The following is a 21,320-nucleotide window of genomic DNA, read 5'->3' on the forward strand; positions in this document are numbered from 1 at the left end:
CTACCAGTTTTACTTTGGAATAATATTTGCATCTATCACTAATTTTGTAACCCCTTTATCTATAATAGAAGTAATCTTATTGATTTTATAGCTATATCCAGGATTCAATAAGACTTCGAGTTCATTTTGATAACCTTCTAATCCCGATACATAAGCACCTTGCGTTCCCTTTAATACATGTAAACGTAATATGAATTTTCTTGTTGCAAAAGCTCCTACTTTTTCACTGGATAAAGACGTACTCAGAAACCCTAAATTTTCTTTTATTTGTCCTTCCCATTTTTTTTGGAATGCTTTCACATTTTCAGGATTATTAAAATTATAAGCTGGGTCTGTTAAAGACATATCAAATTCAGCCGCACCCATTCTACGATACACTGTGATATCCTCCGGAATCGGTTCCGTTTTTAGCGCCCCTTCTATACTTGTAATTTTTTTATCTAAATCTGGATTAGGGTTTTTTTCCGGCCCTTGCTCCCACAGATATTTATTAATCTCTTTATACTCTTGCCCCAGCATATACCCATTCAAGTTGGTTTTTTGGTCTTCTGTTAAATTCTCTCCCCATGCTTTATACTGCTTCTCTCCCCATTCTTTCGCTTTTGATGCATCATCTTTAAAATCTAAAGGTTCTATTACTGTAGCATCCACTTTTACATATTGTTTCCCCTGTTTCGTTATCACTTTTACATTTTCAGGTTTTATACCATAACCATCTTTCAATAACATATTCATATCAGCAAGTTCTTCGGGTTTATACAACATCGCATGCGTACCGGCTGGTAAATGTAAACAAAGGATAATCGGATTCTTTGCATTTTTCCCACTAGTAAGATCTGTCTTAGTATACCCATCTAATCTATATGTTTGATTTACAATTTGCTCTTTAAATTTGTTTATATTTTCTAACGAAATTTCAGATGGGCTGTCATTTTTGTACAAATTTTCTGAAAAACCAAATGTTTCAGGTGTTTCCTCCTTATATACAGCCATCGGACGAGACAAAGAAGACTTTGTGAATATTTTCTCTACATCCTCAATGGACTTATTTAACGTCGTATCTTGGTCATACTCATACGTATAAATATGATCTTTTACATAGCGGTTCATTTCCTCTATGTTTTTCATATAGTCACGGAGTTTCGTTTTTTCTGTTGATGAGAGTGAACTTTCTACTTTTTTGTATTCGGTGTCTTCCCAACTTTTTACATCTTTTTCTGGTTTTTGATCTAAATCTATTTCATCCGCCGTTACACGCACCGTATTCCCGCCTGCGGATTCAAGGTTCATAGGAAGCGACTGTTGTTGCACTGTGGTTGGCTTCGTTTCAGGTAACACCTGTTCGGCATAGGCTGAAAGCGGCGCCAACAGTACTTGTCCAGCTATCGCGGTTGTTGCTAAAACCTTATATATCGTTCCTTGTTTCATTATTTATATAACTCCTTTCGTCTTACTACCTTCCTACATCGGATTGCTATGACTATCTATAAAGCATGGTTCCCGAATACAGGTCATCCGGCAGATCTTTAGGGAGCGATAGTATTATTATAAACAATTGCTACCTCATAATTTTCATCTGGCAGATCTTTAGGGAGCCAGTCAGCTAGTGATACTTCACCTAGGGCATTCTCACCAGGAGAATCATATACATGTTGTAATACCCCGCTTGAACGACTTGCCACCTGGATTAGAATCTGATGAGCAGATTCATCAGCTGGTAGGAGTGTAATTTTTTTATTTCTTAATTCACTCAATGGCATCTGTAGGCCTACATATTTTAATAGACCACTTAATAGACCAGTGGATTGAAATTGACAAATCATCCCATCAATGGATTGTACTCCTTTAGCTAATGTACCATCTTCAAGAAAATAATAATTATGATTAAATTGAACTGATGGATAGGTATTTTGATCTTTAGCTCTAAACCAGCCACTCGCTGCCGCACCACCATTTTTTTCATCAAAGTAATATTGTTTCCCCTTACTATCTGTAAACCAGCCAGTTTTTTTGGACCCATCATTATTGAAATAATAAGTTTTTCCATCTATATCTTTTTGAATACCCAGTAGTTGATAGAATAAAATATTCATACCTTGCTTTAATTTGGCATGATAGATATTTTCATCCCCTGTCTGGCTCATTTGATTGTGTATCTCATCATATGTTTGACGATCCATCCCAATCCTCATAACTTCTGGATTGACGTTTTGATATATAATCTTATCCCCATCGATTTTTGCTCCTGGAAACGCAGTTTCTACGGCTTCTCCTAAAGTTATTTCTGGTTGGCTTTGCTGGTCATAGTTTGCTGCCTTTCGAGCTGAAATGTACCTTTCTTTCGTATCATTGATCGTACTTATCGTAATAGCTGCTGTTTTATTTTCAATATCGTTCATAACATTTTCCCATTTTTGCGAATCATCCACAATTGCATCTCCATCTGAATTGTATGTTTTGTAGTTTCCAGATGTTTGTGTCGTTTGAATTTGTAAAGGATCACCCTGTTCTATTTGTTGTACCTGGTTATAACTCAACTTAATAGGCTGTGCATTGAAATCATCCATCGTATTCCAAGCAATTGGACCTTGTGTTGTGGACGGATAAAATGTACCAGGGTTTAACACGTTTGCTACTGTATTGGATTTTGCCATAACGGTTGCGATAGTCGGTGCAGAAGAGCCTTCTCCTACAACAAAATTAAGCGTAGGTTTTACATTGTAAATGGGCGCAGTTCCAATATTTACATATCGCACATTTCCATTTAAAAAGGCGGCTTCAGCTGTATTAATTCCTAATGTTTCGCTCCATGATTTTCCATCACTATGCCCACTTGTATTAGAATTCGACTGATCTACAGATACACTCGTCGTATAATCATGAGAATAAGTTGCTGATACAGAAACAGACCACGGATAGCCAGCAGATACAGAGGCCCCTATTGTATTTGACTCCGACGTACTATTTGTAGTGGAGATTCCAACGGTATGACTTGATTCATTTGTTTCCGTCCCCCCTTGATCATGAGACACGTTTTGATTCTTTGTTAGTATCATTTTTTCCATATTGACCCCTACTTTTGGAAAAGCAGCCACAATAGGATTTTTTGCTTCTGATAAAATACCACCATCCACATGATCTAACACTTTATCAGTATCTGTATAAGGGTCTCCCGTAGTATGTTTATTCAGTGGATCCGATTTGTATTTGGTATACCCTTGTGCTTTCAGCGCGTCATCCCATTTTACAATGAGACCGTTTTTCACCGTATATCCATTTATTTCCCAATCATCTGGAATGTTATCATCATCAGAATCGATTGTAACGTCCCCATCATCATCTGCCATGACATTGTTTTTGGATGATATTGTAAATTGTTTAACTTTATCCTTAGAAAAATTAGGTAAGACTAAATTATTTTCTGGCACAACTTCTTTTTCTTTTCCATTCACAGACCACAACATCTCAAATTGTGAAGCTACATTTTTATCTGTGTGATATTCTACCGTAATGGCATATGTTTTCCCTTTCTCTAGGGTCATCTTTTCTTTCATGGGAGCATCTTGTACAATTACCTTCCCATCGATTTGAATGGTTGCATGTGAATCATCTGATGTAGAAAATTCATATTCGCCACTTTCACTCGGTTGAATGTAGCCCATCCAACGTACAGATTGGGTGTTTTTGCCCATCCCCCGAAAAGGGGTATTAAGACAAAATATTCCATTTTAGGGTTCAGTCTTAGTTGTTCGATTTGTAACATAAACGTTCGTTTTTGTTACAGTTTTTATTTAAAAATATGAAATGTCTTAGCTGTTGAATTAGCCGTAACAAAATACTGTACCAAAAATAATTTGTCACAATATAAAAATGATACCTTTTTGTTACGTTGATTATCTATTAATTGGTAGTTTCTGTCTTATTCCCCTTTTTCGGGGGATGGGCAAAGAAATCCAGATTGGAACTGTTGCTTATCTTTCGATAAGGCCTCCTGTAGCGTTTCTGTATTGAGTTGCGTTTTCCCTGTAGATTGAACTGTAAACATAGTCAAATTGTGAAATGCATCATCTGTATAATAATTTGCTAACAAACCATGTTTCACTTCTTTTGGGTCTTTGGTTTGTTCACTAGGATCCTGTGTAGCTGCATATGAAATCGCGGGACCCATGAGTTGGCTTACTAGCATGGTGGTCGCCAACACTTTGTATATATTTTTTATCTTCATCTTTTACTCTCCCTTCTGTTCGACATGTAAATGAAGAGAACATGTAGATAACATCCGTCTTCATTTTCAGTCCAATTATAACAAGAACAGGGAAGAACGAAATAAAAGAAAATAACCTTTATTAAACGTAGTTTACTGTAAAATAATACTGTTATATACAAATAAATCATATGGATTCCACTTATCCACGAGGCAAAACGATATGTTTATACAAAATGAATCTAATCTGGGGTTTCTTGCCCATCCTCCGAAAAGGAGGGGATACAAAATATTCCAAATTAATAGTAGTTAACGTTTTGGATTACCTGGACCATTTGATGCTGGTAAAACAACTATATGTATGACAACCATGAGTTTTCTTAATCCAACTGAAGGATTAACCTTACTAATCGATTTTGTCACATAAACGTCCATTTTTGTGACAAGTGAAATTTTAAATATTTGCTGTAAAAAAATAAAAATGAATCCCAAACATGTTTGGATTCATTTTTTAATAGTACATAACTAAATTAACTTATACAATACACCGGTTAATACACAATTGGTATATTTTGTCTTATTCCCCTTTTTCGGGGGATGGGCAAAGAAACCCAATTTCAAGATCCAAAAACATGAAAAATACCTGTAAATTACAAAAATATTGATTCGCTCGAAGATGCTGAGTTTACGCCATGCCCATCAACTTAAGAGAACAAATAAAATGAAATTACCTTGAAAAGAGCTACAAACTGTTCAACAGATTGATTATTCTTAAAAGTACGCATGCTAAATAAACTCTAACGAGTTTTATTTTTAAAACTATGCAGCTTTCTGTTGTTCCCTAGCTATACTATACTCATAATGAACACCCATGATATCAAAGACCGTTTTCTTCTCATATCGATGAGATTTTTGTCCGTTTTGTTGTAGAAGGTGGAACAGACGAATTAGAAGCTTTGTTATCTCTTGGGTGTTTTTCTGTACAGCTTGATATAGCAGCAATAGATAATCTTGTATCATTCCCATCGCTTTATATTCACTTAATTCTTTTTGTTCCTTCTGTAACAAAAGTTGGCGCATTTTAAATATAGTAGAAGAACATAAAAAAATAGCAATTAGTTTCCCATATAAATGGCACTCTATTCGTTCCTGTTTGACAGTGCGACAATGATCTATATCAAACAATGATTTCCATGTTTTAAAAACAATTTCTATCTGCCAGCGTAAAGAATGTAGCTCATGGACTTGCTTCGTCGAAACCCACTCCCACGGAGTGTTTGTTACATATACATTCATTCCAGATAATATTTTGCTTTTCTTAGAATACGCTTTTCCTTTTTTCTTTTCATTCTCCATTTGTTTTTTCTGTCGTTCCCATAATTGCTTTTCGGTTAGACGATACAAAGCGAGGCGTGCAAACAAAACCTGTAACTACTCAGCTTCTTCAAATAAAAAAACAGGCCAAATACATGTTTCCGATTCGAAAACATGAAAAGAAAATACTCCAATCAGAGAAAGAATCTATGCCAAATAGAGAAATTCTCTTATGAAGTCGTGTTATTCCAAGGAACCGTTCTAGTTTCTATGACTTGGTTTATCGCTTGTAAGACCGATTGTTTTTGTTTTTTCATGGTACTCATAAAGCTTCGTATCTGACAAAAAGATTCTGCGCCTTTCTTACTTCGGAAAGTCCCAGACACTTTCTGTTTTACTTTCGTCATCCGAATATCCCGTTCTGCTTGATTGTTATCAAATGGAATGGCTGGATGTTCTAAAAACGCTAGAATTCTGTCAGAATACTTGACGAAGCGATTCCATAAATTTTGAGAAGGCGTCTGCTTTCCTTTCTTCTTTTGTTTCGTGGAAAGAATCTGTTGTTCTTTCAATATGGATTGATACATAATAAACAGATTCTTTTGCGTCGCTTTTGGCATGGTACCTTCGGATTGCTTTTTCATCGTCAACGCTTGCGTTAGAAATTTCTGCATCTGTTGTGCCCATTGTTCTCCAGTACTATCTATAATTCCTTGTAAATCTCGTAAGAGGGGTAAACCCAGCATCTCCGAGCAAATCGGTAATTTTGTAATTTTCAGAATATTTTATGGGATGGGATTTGATTAAAATCTAATTTATTTCAACAGAGCTCTTAATCCTTCGATTTCATCTTCCTTTGTTCCAATTTCTCTTTTAATTCGTTCTTGTTCCCAATGTTCTTCTATAACCTTGTTCATGTATTTTTGTTTGTTATATTCTCTTTTACATGACCAACAACACAAGAGATTTGTCTTTGGAATACCATCTACAAAAATTGTGTCAAAATTGGATATATGTGTTTGTTCACCACAATTCATACACCGTTTTACCACACGGTACTTATCATTCTTTTTTAATTCGTACTTTTTTGATAAATATTTAACCCTTCTTACGCTTATACTTAGTGCTGCGGCAATATCAGCTTGTGTGCCCCATGTATATATAGTTCTTAGTATTTCTTCTTCTGATTTCCCTTCCTCTTGAAACTTTATCACATTTTTTCTCAAAGGATGTGTCAATATAATTTCCTCCTACTATGTTTGTACTTTTAGTTTGAAAAAGTACATTTTTTTCATAGTCTAGGCAAAGTAAAACAGGAACATACATCGAACTCTGTTCTAAATTAACATTTTACATTATGTGATTTCGTCACAGAAGAGTCATTCTGTGCCACTTTTTGTTATAATAGCTTTGAAATATATTAAATTTGGAGGTATTAAGAGTGAAAAAAAGTGACATAGAACTCGGAGGGTTCGAGAAATTTCTTTTTGAGCAAGGGAAACGTCCCAATACTGTACATGATTATTCTCGTCATATTTGTAATTTTCATCGATGGTTAGTTACTGAAGGTAGCTCAATTCACGACATTACGCGTTATGATATTCAACAATATATCAATTTTTTATCCATTCAAGGAAACCAAGCAACAACCATTACACCGAAATACAGTGCTATCGTAGCTTATATGAAGTTTGTCGGAAAAGAAGAACTTCTAAATCATATAAAACGACCAGAAGTTAGGCATATTCGTAATATTTCTCCGAAATCCTTATCTAAAAAGCAGAGAAATCGATTATTGAGAGAAGTTGAGAAGTCTCAAAACCTTAGGAATATCGCTATTGTTTATACAATGCTTTATACAGGTGTTCGAGTATTTGAACTTGTGGCTTTAAACCGTGATGATGTTGAAATGAAAGAACGGTCTGGATTTATAATTATTAGAGATGGTAAAGGTGGTATTTCAAGAAAAATTCCTTTACCAGCAGAAAGTCGTTATCATCTACAAAACTATTTACAAAAACGAACAGACTTGGAAGTTCCGCTGTTTCTTTCTAATTTTAGAAAACGATTATCTAAACGATCAGCCCAAAGAATATTTGAACAATACGGCATTGGTGCACACATGCTCAGACATACATATGGACGTGAACTTGTGGCTTCTGGTATTGATCTTGCAACAGTTGCTGATTTAATGGGGCACAATGATGTGAATACAACCAAACGCTATGCAGCTCCTTCAATGAGTGACTTAGAGCAAGCTGTTGAAAAAATATTTAATAGTTAGGATGAATGAAATGAAACAACATTGGAATTTAGATCGAGAAATTACTTCTTTTATACTGAGTTCTGAAGAACTAAAATTAGTTAATGCTAGATATAAACTAACTAGAATCGGTTTTGCAGCTTTACTTAAGTATTTTCAATTGTTTCATCAATTCCCAACGAAAAAAAGTCAAATTCCATCTGACATGCTACACTTTCTTTCTAAACAATTAAATCTTTCTTTAAATTCTTATCACACTTACATTCTTGATTCTAAAACAGCTAGAAAACATAAACAAGAAATACTTGATTTTTTTGGTTTCAAAGAAGAACAAGATAAAGACCGAGAATTCATTCGAACATGGCTCTATAATCGGATCTACGAATATAATTTAGATGCTAATCTATTGAGAAAACAGTTATATATCAAATATCGAACAGAGAAAATTGTAGCTCCTCCCGAGTGGCAAATAAATCAACTGATTCAGCAACTTATTTTTCAGAGAGAACAAGATTTTTATCAAGAAACTTATAATAAACTTTCGGATAGTACTTTGAAAAAAATTGATGATTTACTGGACTACTGGGGATATCTAGAAAGTCAAGAAAGCGGTTCTAATGAAGGTGAAACATCAGAAATCACATTCCGAAAATTAACAATGGGACCTGGACGTTTGAGCCAAGCTACATTATTTAATGAACTTGATAAATTAAAAACTTTGCTAGCTTTAGAGCTACCTATGAATTTATTTTCTGAAATACCACCTAAAGTACTCCAGAAATACAGGTTACGTGCTACTTCTGAAGATAAAACAGAGTTGCAACGTCACAAGAATCCGATTAGGTATACATTACTCGCCACTTTTTTCTGGTTAAAAATAAAAGAATTGAACGACAACTTAATTGAGCTCCTTATTACTTTGATTCATAAAATTGATGGTCGCGCTGAGAAAAAAGTAAAAATGGAAATGATTTTAGAGGTAAAAAAAGTGTTTGGAAAAAATAAAATGTTAATTGATTTACTCGAAACAGCACTTCAAAATCCCGAAGGGACTATAAAAGATACCTTATTTCCAGTCGTAAAGCCACAGATTCTTGAGGATATCGTGAAAGAATTAAAGTATAAAAAGTCTATGTATCAACAAAAAGTTCACTGGAAAATCCGTAATTCTTACAGTAGTTCTTATCGGACAGCCGTAACAGAAATATTAAAATTACTTGATTTTAAATCTAACAATCATCTTCATCAACCTGTTATTGAAGCGATTGAACTTCTACGAAGTTATAATGGTTCCAAACAAATCACATTTTCACCGCATGAAGCTATTCCCCTTGGAACAGAAATCATTCCAAGGAAATGGTATGATTTAGTTGTAACAGAAGATAAAAATGGAGATATACGTGTGAATCGAATCAACTATGAAATCTGCGTTTTACATGCCTTAAGAGATAAATTGAAATGTAGAGAAATTTGGGTTGCTTTTTCTCATCGTTATCGGAATCCAGAAGAGTATTTACCAGCTGATTTTGAGGAAAATCGTATTCAACATTATGAAGAATTAAATCAACCTTTAGAATCTCAAGAGAAAATAGATGACCTACAAAAACAACTACGTGCAAAACTAGATATGTTAAACAATAATATTCCTAAGAATAAAAAAGTGAAAATTTTAAGTAAACACAATGGGTGGATATCAATAGCACCAAATGAATTAAGCCCAGAACCAAAACAATTAGGTCGTCTAAAAAAAGAACTGTCCAACCGTTGGTGGATGACAAATTTGATCGATATTTTAAAAGAGACAGCGCTAAGGACTGGTTTTATCAATCACTTCCAAAGCTTAGCTACTCACGAACGATTAGATCGGGATGAAATCCAAAAAAGATTATTGCTATGCTTGTATGGCATAGGAACAAATACTGGAATTAAACGGGTATCTTCTGGTGATGCCAGTATGCAATATAAAGCACTTTTATATGTGAAGAGAAAGTACATACATGTAGAAAATTTAAGAATTGCAAATCAAAGTGTAGTGAATGCAATTTTAACTGAACGAGCTGAAGCTATTTGGGGACAAGGTACCACTTCTTGTGCTTCCGATTCCTCACGCGTAGTAGCTTACGATCAAAATTTAAGGACACAATGGTTTCCTAGATATCGTGGACCAGGTGTTTCTGTTTATTGGCACGTTGAGGAAAAATCAATGTGCATTTATTCTCAAGTAAACGCACCTAATTCTTCTGAAGTGGCTGCCATGTTACATGGATTACTTAATCATGATACAGATAAAGAGATAGATCGTAATTATGTAGATACACATGGCCAAAGTACAGTGGGTTTCGCCTTTTGTCATTTACTGGGTTTCGAACTGTTACCACGCTTTAAAAATATTCAATCTCAAAAGCTCTATAAAGCATCTGCGACAGATTGTTATGATGATTTGTCTCCTGTCATTGCGAAACGAGCTATTAATTGGGACTTAATTAAGCGGCAATATAACGAAATGGTTAAGTATGCGACAGCACTACGAGTAAATACTGCTGATACAGAAGCCATTTTGAAACAATTTTCTAAGAATAGCTCTCATCCAACATTTTTAGCATTTCAAGAGTTAGGAAAAGTGATTAAAACAATGTTTTTGTGTGATTATTTAGCTTCAGAACAATTAAGAAAAGAAATCCATTCTGGATTGAATACGGTTGAAAATTGGCATTCAGCAAGTGATTTTATTTTTTATGGCCAAGGTGGGAAAATACGTCGTAATGAGCTCGAAGAGCAAGAGGTTGCCATGTTAAGCTTGCAATTAATCCAAAACTGCATCATTTATATTAATACTTTAATCATCCAACAATTACTTAGTGAAGATGAATGGAAAAATCGTTTGGACGAAGAAGATTATCGAGCACTTACACCTATGATTTACTCTCATATTAATCCGTATGGTGAATTTCGTTTAGATATGGATAAAAGAATGGCTATTTAAAAGGAGAACCGGCATCATTAATTATATAAATATTTTCAGAATATTACAAAATTACCGATTTACTCGGAGATGCTGGTTCTACCCCTACTAGATGACGAAATTCAGCGAAGATTAGGGGCGGGCTACCATCGACATATCTCTTGTACAAATCAAGAAAAAGAAGAACACGAACCCATCCAACTGTCCCTTTTCTAACGATAAAAACCCTTCAGGTCGTTAGCTTACCTGAAGGGAAAAATCGAAACAAATGCCTCCTGCTTGTAGGCATTTGCTATGGGTGTTCAATATAATGGAATATACGGAACACCTTGATTGTATCATATACTCATATAGAGGAATACTGGAAAATCCATCATGTATTCCTACACAAAACCCCCTTGGAATCGCATGAAACATGCATGTGACGTTCAAGGGGATTCCCTTTACATACCTCGCCACTACTCTCTTATTCTATAGCCATTCCGTTGCCAAGACTGTGTGCTTTGCTACGCCTTACCTATACTAAAAAAAGAGCAGGCATACCATACAACGTCAGTATTGTGTGCCTGCTATCCATAGGGATTTTGATTATTATTGAAGCTACTTATGAAAAAAGTGAAACATGTTAAACTCCGCATATTGGAAGTCATATTAATTGATCTTCCCTATTATACAGCAAATATCGACAATACGACAGAAGAAACCCCTTGTTTCAGATGTTTCCCTTTTATTTTACATGTTTTCACATTATAGCACGTGAAAGTATTAGTTTTCTTCTTATCTACTTCCAATTCCTCACTTCATACAAAAAGCGAAACCCCTTGCGAGAGTAAGAATTTTCGCTTTTTATTTTACTAGCATACCCTTTACAACAAGTTGCAATTTATGCTTCATGTATATTCGCAACTTGTTGCTATTAATATGTATGCTATATTCCACAAAATAATTACATAATTTTTTACCTGTTGCTTAATTATATGCATTCTCATTTAAAAACATGCTAATTGGTTGACATGTTTTAAATATTAAACTTTAGGACAAGCTAGTAATAATTTATTAGATTAATTGAGGTGATGACAATGAATTGGTTTGATTTTGGGAAACCCCGTAGTAAATTTGGAAAGTTTTTAGATAAACACCAACTTACTCAACAAGAAGTTGCTGACCAGAGTGGTGTAAGTAGAGGTACTATTAGCCGTTTGTGTAAGGGCAACGCTTTTCATCCATCCTTAAAGAATAGTAATAAAATTATTAAAGCTTTAAAGAAATTAACAAATAAAAATGTAGATTATAGTGACTTTTGGCTATAGATTTTCCCTTTATACCACATCTTGTAGCAAATATGTCTGCACATATACATTATGTTTCACAGCATAGTTCAGTAATTGTTTCTCCCTACAATCCGATATCGTACAAAAGACGATGATCGGTTTTACCTGCTGTTGCTTCTGATATATGTGAGTGAGATACGCATAATACTGTATTTTCTTCTCATTTACCTTCATATGCTGTAGCCGATCTATTTCTACAAAATAAGGAATATTATCTTTTGTGAAAAATGCGTCTGGGACAATTGTTTTTTCTTCTCCTTGATAGCGCAGAGTGATGACTTGCTCTATTTTCCAATCAGGAAAATCTAGCCACATCCATGCTTCATTGCGTAATAAGATATGTTCCAGTTGATGTTTCTTTTTTCGTTCTTTTGCATCTATTCCTAGAAGAGCAAGCCCTTTCTTATTTAGATAATACACGTGCTCTCGGTTGTGCGAAGTCACATGACAATACGGTCTTAAATCCTTCAGGATACGATTTGCATTTCTGATACTACCGAGACAATGAATGGCTTGGAGTTGCCTTCTAGAAGCAAATTCTAACTTACTTAAACTCGATAAAATCTTGATTTGTCTCGCTTTTTGTTTCATTTTTTGGTGTTTCAGTTTTCTTCACCACCTTAAACTGTTTTAATACATTCCACATTTCCTTGCTAGGTAAATAAGGCACTTGGATTTCTTCTACACGATCCGTTTTAAAAAGCGCTCGCCCTGGTATGGATGGAAGTTCTTCTAATCCACTTTCATCTATCGCCACTTGTGAAGCCACTACGGTCGGTAAACGGAATCCAATCTTCGCATCACTATTTTGTTTAATCTGCCTTGGTAAGGTATCAGAAGTCGGGTACTGGGTACAAAAAATCAAGCGAAACCCCAATGCTCCGCCAATCCTCGCTATTTCCGATAACATTTCTTGACACATATAGAGCATATCCCTCCTTTTTTTGGGTAATCCCTGTGTCGGACAAAGATTCGCTGACTCGTCGACGATGATAAAATAACGCTCCTTGATGGGCGTATCTACAATATTCGTGAAATACGAGTCTTTCATATGAACAACCTGTTCCACCATCTTTTCACGAATTCGTGTCAACATGTCAAAGGCTTGCATGGGATTCTCCGCCACTTCTTCGACTTGTGCCAAGTCCTTGTAAGGGCTGAATTCCAATCCTTCTTTTAAGTCAATCACATAGAACTTCACGTAATCTGGCTGCTGTAAAATTAAGCTCGTCATCACATTCTTGAGAAAAACCGTTTTGCCAAAACGAGTCATCCCGCTCACGCACATATGCGGTGTTTTTTCAAAATCATGATAAATCATTCGATCTAACGCTCTTCCCATGATGACGTTCCATGTCTTCTCTCGTAACAATTCATTGGACCAATGCCATTTTTCAGGAATACATTGCTGGAATACCCGTATAAACAGCTCCCGTCGTTGAAAGGAAATCATAACGGGTTTATGCAAACCTTCCTCTAATACTTGCGCTAACTTCTGTATGAGCTGACTCGGCACACCTAATGGCAGCCAATAGACAAACGTGGTACTACTATTATCCTCTGTTTGTTTCAAAAATACAGGGTACTGCATTTCTCCTTTATGCTGTACACACACTTTCGTAATTTCAAAAAATGCTTTGATTTTCTTCTTATCACTCATTTCTTTTCCCTTGTAAAAATACGCTACTGTTAAAAAAGTAACTGGAATCACCAAAAGTGAAAACATAAACTCCTTACCTCCTTAGAGGTAGTTGGGGCTATCAGGAATATCATAAAAAGGTTGTTCAAATGTACTACGACAGTTCCCATCAACTACCCGATAGAATACTAGCGTAGAAATACATCGAGCATATCACGTAGCACCCAATCGGGAAGGTGAAGCCCTTTTCTTTTCAGCAATTTAATACCCATAACTGTTACCCCTGTTACGCCATATACAATCCCTAATTCGCCCACAATGGTCATGTTATCTCCATCCTTTCGGCTGAATAGATAAATTACCTTGGGAATCCTTAAATAACTGATAATCTTCTAATAACTCATTCCAAGATACAGGATGTTCATCATCATATAAATCTCCTTCAATTTTTTGACTTAAATAATAATAACCTCGGTACTGTCGGTCCAGATACACGTCATGACGTAGCATGTGCTCCTGTATCGCTGTTATATCCTCTTCTTTTCTTGTACTTTTGTACATTTGTTGCAAGGTACGAGAAGAATAGAGATACGGTGTGCTGTACAACATTTGATATTGACTCATACATCCTCACCATCCATATAAATTTCTAGGTTCTCTAGATATATATGAGTAAAATTTTATATTTTGAATTTGTACCACTAAAAACAGCAAAAAAGCTATTCTTTTTCTTTAGGTGATCTTCAAAATCAAATTCTATTTTCTTCATTGGTTGAGTAGGCGTAAATAAAGCAGGCATATAGTGATTTCTAATTCACAATACATGTTATTGAACTTTCGAATATACGCCACCATATATACAATGTCTAATCTTATCTCTATGGATACATATAAATATTCAGCCTAAAAAACAGCAAATACAAACAAAACCTAGTAAATAATGGATATGCATATATACATAATATATCTGGATATCTTTTATTATACTTGTACAAAGTTCAAAAACAGGAAAATTTATCATTCATTTATCATTTCTCTAATGCGCAAGACTAGTTTAATATGCAGGGAAAACATTATCATTTTTGAATGGATTGGAGGAATATGAATGTATTAAAAATCTGAAAATTTTAAATTATAAAGAAATTTTGCTGAGAAATATTTTTACAGATGCAAATCCGATTCTTTTTTTGCTATCATTTAATATACCAATATTAATCGGAAGAAAATTCGAAAAACATTTCACAACTGATGTTATTTTCACACACTAGATTGGAATATTTATGTAGGAGGATTATATGAACGTTCAATTAAAGGGAAATGAACAACTAAATGAACTATTAAATGAATGGTACTTAGCAATCCGTTCTAGAAATCTTAATAAAGCCGTACAATTTAACGAAAGTATTAAACCTAAAGTAAAGGATTTTCATTATTCTAATGATTTATCGCTATATTATGCCCTTATTCAATTTCGTTATAATGTCTTCATCAATCGTTTTGAAGTGACTCAGGAAAGTTTTAAAGATATCGACTCTTTTCCTACTCCTGATAATGGAATTATGTCTTACTACTACCATTTATTCAAATCAATGTATTACACGACAATTGGAAACTATAATAAAGCTGAAGAACACTTGATTATAACAGAATCTAAGCTGATTTACTGTACCGACAAGTTAGATATTGCTGAATTCCATTACACATTTGGTTCTATGTTGCATAGAGATTTTCAACTAATATCATCAATTCAGCATATACAAAAAGCTCAAGAAACATTCTTAGGGTCTGAGCATTGCGAATTAAATATTGCTTTTTGTAATAATATACTTGGGCTATCTTGGACTCATTTAAAAAAATATGAACAGGCAGAAAAATATTACAAACGCGCATTAAATACGTTTTATGATCTCAAAGAGGATGGGCATATTTTAATGGTAAAACATAATTTAGGTTTAATGTATAGTGAACAAAACAAACCAAGTTTAGCTATTCAATGTCTTGCTGAAGTTAATCAAAAAAGTTTAAATAATTTCAGAGCATTATTTATTGAAGCAAGAGAGCTTATGAAACTTAAACGTCATCAAGACGCTTCTGAACGTATTGAGCGTGGTTTAAACATTTGTATTTACTTAAAGAATAAAGAATATCCTCTACATTTTGAAATATTAAAAGGGATTAATGATAAGATTCCTGCCCTGGCACTCGAACCTTTGATTCAAAAGGCTCTTAATTATTTTACTTCAAATAACCTTTTAAATTATACTTTAGAATATCAAGAACTATTAGCTCATAAATACCTAGATGAATTGAATCATTTAAAAGCATGTGAGTTTTTTCAAGCCGCAAGTAAAACAAGAAATGAAATTCAAAAAAAGGGAGGATTAATATGAATAAAAAGTCAAAAGCTCTGGGGATTTTAATAGCTTTATCGCTAACATTAGGTATTGGAGTTCAAACTAAACAAACAAAGAATACTGATAAATATACAGATAAGGTTTTAATTCAATATTCACACGGAGACATAGGAGGTTAATTATTCTCCTATGTCATATAAATACTCTTTATAATACAATTTCCAAAATATTATATACTAAGGCTCCTGCTATACCTATACCACCTATTACAATGCTTAGTGTCATTATCCCAAATCGAATCTTCAATAGATAATAACATTCTATTCCAATAAAAAAAATTAGAACTGATATCACTATTAATGATATTAAAAATCTTTTCGGCAACCAAATGAAAATTGTGAAAGCCCACGACTAAACCCGTGGGCTTTCACAATTTGACATAAAAAAACACCTTCCCCCCCTAAAGGAGTGGATTTTCTGTGCTCTCTTTAATTAGTGTAGGATGACAAAAAAGTCGTTTAAAACATAATAAAGTCATTTTTTTATATCATCCAATTCTTTTGTTAACTCTTCATACTTTTCACATAATTTATATACATCTACTATTAATTATCTACCATTTTTTCTTTTTTCAGTATTCCACTTATGCCTGATGGATTGAATTGCTTTTAATCTCCACTTTTCAACCTCGTAAAACAAAAGTACAAGACATTTCTTTATATTCTAGGTATTGTAGTAAAAAGTCTAATTTATAATACATGACAATTCTATTTTTTAAAAAAAGTTTTTTGCATTTTTCTTTACTTCTTCATATGTTTCTAGATTATTGTTTTCTGTTGAATGTTCTTCTTTTATCATCTTTTGAGCTTCTTGTTCTATTGTTTGAATTTGCTGGTTCGAAGCTTCTGTACTCATTTCTTTTAATACTGTTTTTTCATCTATTCTTTCCTGACCTGTATCAACAAAGCTACTTGATGAACGAGTATTAACTCTCTTCGCAACGGCATTAATAAATGATTCATCTTGTAGTAATAAAACTTGTTGCAGTTTTGTTTGATTATCGAAACTTCCTAAATCACCTGTTCCAATTAAACGAATGATAAAGCTAACCAATGTATTCAATGAGTGTGAGATATTATCTTGGTTACTATGCCACTCTTTAAAACTTGGATCACCTGTCATCTTTTTAAATTTCCAATTATATTGTTCTTGTTTCATTTCAACTCACCTTTTTACATATATGACGTATTTTTCTACTTTGATATTTGTTTTTTTAATCAATGATTTTTCTCAAAACATTCATACCTTTTGGATTTAATTCTATTGCATATTTTTCTGGAACATATAATAACATCATACCCGTTCTTTTACACAACCTTAATAATTCATCATATAATTCTTCTTTCAACGAGATACTACCACCTCCGTACACAGCTAACACCTCAGCCTGACCGCCTGTATCATTCGTGAATTTGTTTTCTACATCCTCTTGGATTAGTTCCGCTTGTTCGAATCTTGTATTGTATATAAATTCGGATGCATCCTCATAGTATTTATCATTTTTATTTAAAAGAATTTCAGTAAATTGCTGTCTCTTAAAATTAGTTGTTCTTTCCTTATTTAATAAGGCACATGCTTCTTCAATTGCATGGCCAATTCCTCTTCTTTCACCAGAACAACTGTCTAAGACTGGACTTAAACCATCGGTAAAAATATACTCACTTGTTCCTTCGCCAATATCTGTATGTAAAATTTTTTTATCTTTAAAGAAATCTCCTTTAATCTCTTTGTTATCTAAACGATCCTTATATAGTTCTTGAAACTCTTTGAACATTTCATCTGGAGCTTCCGTAATCGCATATAATGCTGCCATTGCTTCTTTTGTAACCCGTACTCTAGAGCATTCAATTTGTACTGTGATAGGTCTGTCACCGACATAGATGATTACTACATGTTTATTCTCTGTAAATCTGTTCACAAGGAATTGAGCTGTCTTAGGGGTATGCTGACTTGCAGGAATAGCAGTTATTAAATCTATATCTATATTCAATACATCAGGAATCGCTTTTGTCTCTTTATATACTTTTTGAATCATTTTTGCTCCAATAACACTCAATGTATTAATAATCGGAAGATCTTCTTCATGTTTATTGGCAATCTTAATATTCATCGCTTTCATTTTTTCAGAGTTTTGCATGGCACGTTTCCCGATTAAAAAACTTCCATTCCTTTTAATTGCACTACTAGATACATGAACATATAAATTCTCCAATAAATTTAATACATTCTTATTTTCATCAGATTCATAGGCATCCATTCCCCCATGAATACGTTGAAAGACATTCGGTACAGTTACGTATTCATCATTAATAAAAATTTTTAAATTACTATTTCCGAGATCAGCTTCCACATTCACTTTATTTTTTTCTACCACACTAATATTTTCATTCGTCATTTCAGTTCCTCCTACCATTTTTATTCTAAATAACAACTATAAAAAATAAATTTTATTTCATCATCTTCTTATATCCTTATTATACATCAATTTTATTCCATTTAAAACACAAATGCAATAAATTTTATTATACTTATGTTTTATTTTTTTGTGAAAAAGGAATAAATCTTATTAAAGATTCTATTTTTATTTTCCATGAAATGAGTATAAATTTTATTCCGTTTTTACACGTTTTATTTCGTGCAAGTTTTTTGAATGCAGGGAGTATGTAAATGTATAATTTCATGAAGGTTGTTCCTAATAAATTGTAGTCATTCCCCATATTAATCGAACAAAAATAAGGAATGAACAGATGCGTCTATCCCAAAAGCTAGAACCTGTTTGCTAGGCAAACGCCGAGCGAGTCCCTTCCAATCTTGGAAGGGGGCTTGGTTGATTTACTTCCAGCATTGCCGCCATCTTTTCTTTTTTTGCTTCTGTTGTTTCTAATGCTTCCATTTCCTCCTGGATCTTTACTATCTCATTTGCTATGTCAATTGATGAAGAGGCGTTCTAAGGTTGCTTAACTTGTTTACATTGTTTGTCCACGTTGTTCATTGTGTTCTCACTATTGTTTTAAATGTTTACAATTTTGTTGTGGACGTTGTAATGAGATTACTTGACTCATACAATCAACTCCTAATTAAGGTTTTAGAGATTAAGTCAGTTGCTGTAGCAATTCTGGGGGAAGTATGTACACCCTTGTGCTTCGCTAAAACTAGTTGAATTTCCCTAAAAGTTTTAATTTTATTTACGAGTTTTGTCAAAGTTCCCTATAAACTCTTAAATGTATGAAAAATATGCTTTTTATTAATTTTTCATTTGTTTATGTATATATTTATTTATTAAGTAATAATATCAATTACTATATAAAAGCTTCAATAATAATATAAAAAATACAAATACTATATAGATGAAAAGAAAAGATTGGAAACTCTTGTGGCTCTAAGGTTAGATGAATTGTCTAAAAAATTGAATCGGAATACTAACTTATCCATAACTACAACTACAAACTATTCAGATTCACACAAACTTTATAACAATATACTAAGGTTTACACAATTGAATTATAGATTTATTAACAATTCCACAAGTATTTAAGCGTAATCTAGTATACAAGAATATAAAAAAACAGTTAGGGAGGAAAAATGGCCTTACTGATTTTTAGAATTATAGGGTAATAGAAAGATTGTCTATTTTATTTCAACATGACAAATAGCCCTGTCCTTAGTAATTTTTTTGAACAAGGCTTATAATCTATTCATTTTTAAAATTTAAGTAAGTCGGAATGCATTAGGTACATCTATATCATGAGAAATAAGTTCCAGTACAAGTGTATGACGTGTATCATCGTCTAAATATCGTTCCGCCCATGGCACAAACGATTCACGCAGTTTTGCTCGTATCATGCCACCGATTGATTTTATTTTTTCTCCAAGTGATAAGAAATTTTCACATTGATCCATTGCATAACTCATGGTATAAGTCATAAAATCATCACGAAGTTGTTTGTTTTTAATATATGTAGCGATTCGTGATACTTCTCCTTTATAAGAAACAACAATGTCTTTACGATCTTTATTGGTTAATGCTATGCCAATGGATTCAAGACGGGCTGTTGCTTCTTTACGCATTTTAGCTTCTGTTTGTCTAATTTCAGCTCGATCATTTTCAATCACGCATGCAGAATTGATGTTAACTGTAAATTGAGTGATAACAATTTGTTGGATCTTTTCACGTATGCGTGCTATCCGCCCTTTACGTGGGTTTCTAATCTTTTTTGCAGCAGCATCAAATTTAAAGATTGGTGAAATAATCTCTATGTAGTTACGAACTTTTTTTGCATTTCGTCCTAAACGTTTCTTTAAGCCGTCCATGTTGCGAGGTAACGTGTATTTTTCAATGGAATCTTTACTCTTAAGTTCAAGTTCACGAGTGAAATTATTACATAGATTTAAAAGTTCAATGATACCTTTGCTGTCACGATGGGAAACTAACTCTTTTAAAATAGAAGTTTCTAACAATAAGTTAGGGATTCGAAAATATGAAAGTTTTCCATCATTATCTTTTGTTTCTTTTGCTGTACGATTGAATCTTGCATAGTTGCAAATTTCATACACTGGAATTTTTCCGTTAATAAAAATTTCTTTAACAAGTCCAGAATGAAGTAAAGCTTGGAAACCTGTATGAATAGTTGTATAGGGAATATCAGATTCGTTCGCGATAGTAGATAGTTTGAAATCGCGAGGAAGTCGCCCTAAATCATTTACCTTAAAATGAAGTAAAATGTAAGTGGCTAATGCGGATGAAGACAAAGCAAATTCTCCAAGCTCGTTATTTTTAATTAAATATATACGAAGCTCATCAAAAAACTTTGGCCCATGCATGAGGTATTTTGAAGTTTTATTTTTTTTGCTAAATTTCATGTTTGTCTTGAAAGTTCGTTTGTCCAAATCAATATCGCTAGTTAGATCCATAGCGGTTATGTTTTCAAAACCAGTTTCCATAGAAAAAACCTCCTATAGTATTCCCACTCATCAAACAGAAAATGTTGGAAAACAGAGGTTTTTTTATTCACAACATATTTAACATATGATATAATTTCATTGTAATTAAATATGTTGCGATAAACCCCCTGCTTTCCCAGTGTGATTTTTTAATTGATTCAGCCGCCAAACTGAGATATCAATTAAAAGGGTCTGAGAAGTAGGGTTTTTTATTTGGTGAATTTTATTTGAAATAAAAATAGCACGTCTCTA

The 21,320-nt window shown here is 33.6% G+C and carries 16 protein-coding genes and 2 pseudogenes; 5 read left to right on the forward strand and 13 right to left on the reverse strand.

Annotation, left to right across the window (positions count from 1 at the left end; all coding sequences use genetic code 11):
* Positions 1-9: 9 nt before the first annotated feature.
* From MHH55_RS32610 to MHH55_RS32635, 6 genes and pseudogenes are all read right to left on the reverse strand, one after another.
* Positions 10-1,428 (reverse strand): ADP-ribosyltransferase, encoded by a 1,419-nt coding sequence (locus MHH55_RS32610; RefSeq protein WP_078187774.1) that lies wholly within the window; start codon positions 1,426-1,428, stop codon positions 10-12.
* A gap of 98 nt (positions 1,429-1,526) precedes the next feature.
* Positions 1,527-3,692, reverse strand: coding sequence for a binary toxin-like calcium binding domain-containing protein (locus tag MHH55_RS32615; protein WP_340882249.1), 2,166 nt, complete (start codon positions 3,690-3,692; stop codon positions 1,527-1,529).
* Positions 3,693-3,919: 227 nt separating this feature from the next.
* On the reverse strand, positions 3,920-4,225 hold the full coding sequence (locus MHH55_RS32620; protein WP_340882251.1) for a hypothetical protein: 306 nt from the start codon (positions 4,223-4,225) through the stop codon (positions 3,920-3,922).
* A 798-nt stretch (positions 4,226-5,023) separates the two neighbouring features.
* Positions 5,024-5,632, reverse strand: a pseudogene (locus MHH55_RS32625) (transposase); the annotation flags it as partial.
* A 116-nt stretch (positions 5,633-5,748) separates the two neighbouring features.
* Positions 5,749-6,249 (reverse strand): annotated as a pseudogene (locus MHH55_RS32630) (IS66 family transposase); the annotation flags it as partial.
* Between the two features lie 84 nt (positions 6,250-6,333).
* Positions 6,334-6,756: a hypothetical protein gene (locus tag MHH55_RS32635; protein ID WP_176116714.1), complete on the reverse strand. Its 423-nt coding sequence runs from the start codon at positions 6,754-6,756 to the stop codon at positions 6,334-6,336.
* A gap of 203 nt (positions 6,757-6,959) precedes the next feature.
* Between MHH55_RS32635 and MHH55_RS32640 the strand changes: the two genes are divergently transcribed.
* From MHH55_RS32640 to MHH55_RS32650, 3 genes are all read left to right on the forward strand, one after another.
* The gene (locus MHH55_RS32640) at positions 6,960-7,802 is read left to right on the forward strand and encodes a tyrosine-type recombinase/integrase (RefSeq protein WP_078188028.1); all 843 of its coding nucleotides are present in this window, start codon (positions 6,960-6,962) and stop codon (positions 7,800-7,802) included.
* A 10-nt stretch (positions 7,803-7,812) separates the two neighbouring features.
* Positions 7,813-10,764 carry a Tn3 family transposase gene (locus MHH55_RS32645; RefSeq protein ID WP_078188030.1) on the forward strand — a complete coding sequence of 984 codons (2,952 nt, stop codon included), beginning with the start codon at positions 7,813-7,815 and terminating at the stop codon, positions 10,762-10,764.
* A 1,058-nt stretch (positions 10,765-11,822) separates the two neighbouring features.
* A complete protein-coding gene (locus tag MHH55_RS32650; protein ID WP_078187545.1) occupies positions 11,823-12,053 on the forward strand; it encodes a helix-turn-helix transcriptional regulator in 231 nt (76 codons plus the stop codon).
* A 9-nt stretch (positions 12,054-12,062) separates the two neighbouring features.
* Here MHH55_RS32650 and MHH55_RS32655 read toward each other — a convergent pair whose 3' ends face one another.
* The 4 genes from MHH55_RS32655 to MHH55_RS32670 form a co-directional block, all read right to left on the reverse strand.
* Positions 12,063-12,680, reverse strand: a complete 618-nt coding sequence (locus MHH55_RS32655) for a replication-relaxation family protein (protein ID WP_078187544.1) — start codon at positions 12,678-12,680, stop codon at positions 12,063-12,065.
* Positions 12,619-13,800 carry an FtsK/SpoIIIE domain-containing protein gene (locus tag MHH55_RS32660; protein WP_078187543.1) on the reverse strand — a complete coding sequence of 394 codons (1,182 nt, stop codon included), beginning with the start codon at positions 13,798-13,800 and terminating at the stop codon, positions 12,619-12,621. The genes MHH55_RS32655 and MHH55_RS32660 overlap by 62 nt, the downstream gene beginning before the upstream one ends.
* Before the next feature lie 101 nt (positions 13,801-13,901).
* A complete protein-coding gene (locus tag MHH55_RS32665; RefSeq protein ID WP_176116658.1) occupies positions 13,902-14,039 on the reverse strand; it encodes a hypothetical protein in 138 nt (45 codons plus the stop codon).
* 1 nt (position 14,040) lies between these two features.
* Complete coding sequence (locus tag MHH55_RS32670; RefSeq protein WP_078187542.1) at positions 14,041-14,337, reverse strand: hypothetical protein; 297 nt, start codon at positions 14,335-14,337, stop codon at positions 14,041-14,043.
* A gap of 671 nt (positions 14,338-15,008) precedes the next feature.
* On the opposite strand from MHH55_RS32670, the gene MHH55_RS32675 reads away from it, so the two are divergent.
* A complete protein-coding gene (locus MHH55_RS32675; protein ID WP_078187541.1) occupies positions 15,009-16,103 on the forward strand; it encodes a response regulator aspartate phosphatase in 1,095 nt (364 codons plus the stop codon).
* Complete coding sequence (locus tag MHH55_RS32680; protein ID WP_176116656.1) at positions 16,100-16,246, forward strand: hypothetical protein; 147 nt, start codon at positions 16,100-16,102, stop codon at positions 16,244-16,246. The genes MHH55_RS32675 and MHH55_RS32680 overlap by 4 nt, the downstream gene beginning before the upstream one ends.
* Positions 16,247-16,841: 595 nt before the next feature.
* Here MHH55_RS32680 and MHH55_RS32685 read toward each other — a convergent pair.
* The 3 genes from MHH55_RS32685 to MHH55_RS32695 form a co-directional block, all read right to left on the reverse strand.
* Positions 16,842-17,285, reverse strand: a complete 444-nt coding sequence (locus MHH55_RS32685) for a hypothetical protein (RefSeq protein WP_078187540.1) — start codon at positions 17,283-17,285, stop codon at positions 16,842-16,844.
* A 55-nt stretch (positions 17,286-17,340) separates the two neighbouring features.
* Complete coding sequence (locus tag MHH55_RS32690; protein WP_078187539.1) at positions 17,341-18,522, reverse strand: ParM/StbA family protein; 1,182 nt, start codon at positions 18,520-18,522, stop codon at positions 17,341-17,343.
* Between the two features lie 1,313 nt (positions 18,523-19,835).
* Positions 19,836-21,068: a hypothetical protein gene (locus tag MHH55_RS32695; RefSeq protein ID WP_078187537.1), complete on the reverse strand. Its 1,233-nt coding sequence runs from the start codon at positions 21,066-21,068 to the stop codon at positions 19,836-19,838.
* Between the last annotated feature and the right edge of the window lie 252 nt (positions 21,069-21,320).

Source organism: Bacillus sp. FSL K6-2944 (genome assembly GCF_038005385.1).
In the GTDB taxonomy this organism is placed as follows: domain Bacteria; phylum Bacillota; class Bacilli; order Bacillales; family Bacillaceae_G; genus Bacillus_A; species Bacillus_A cereus.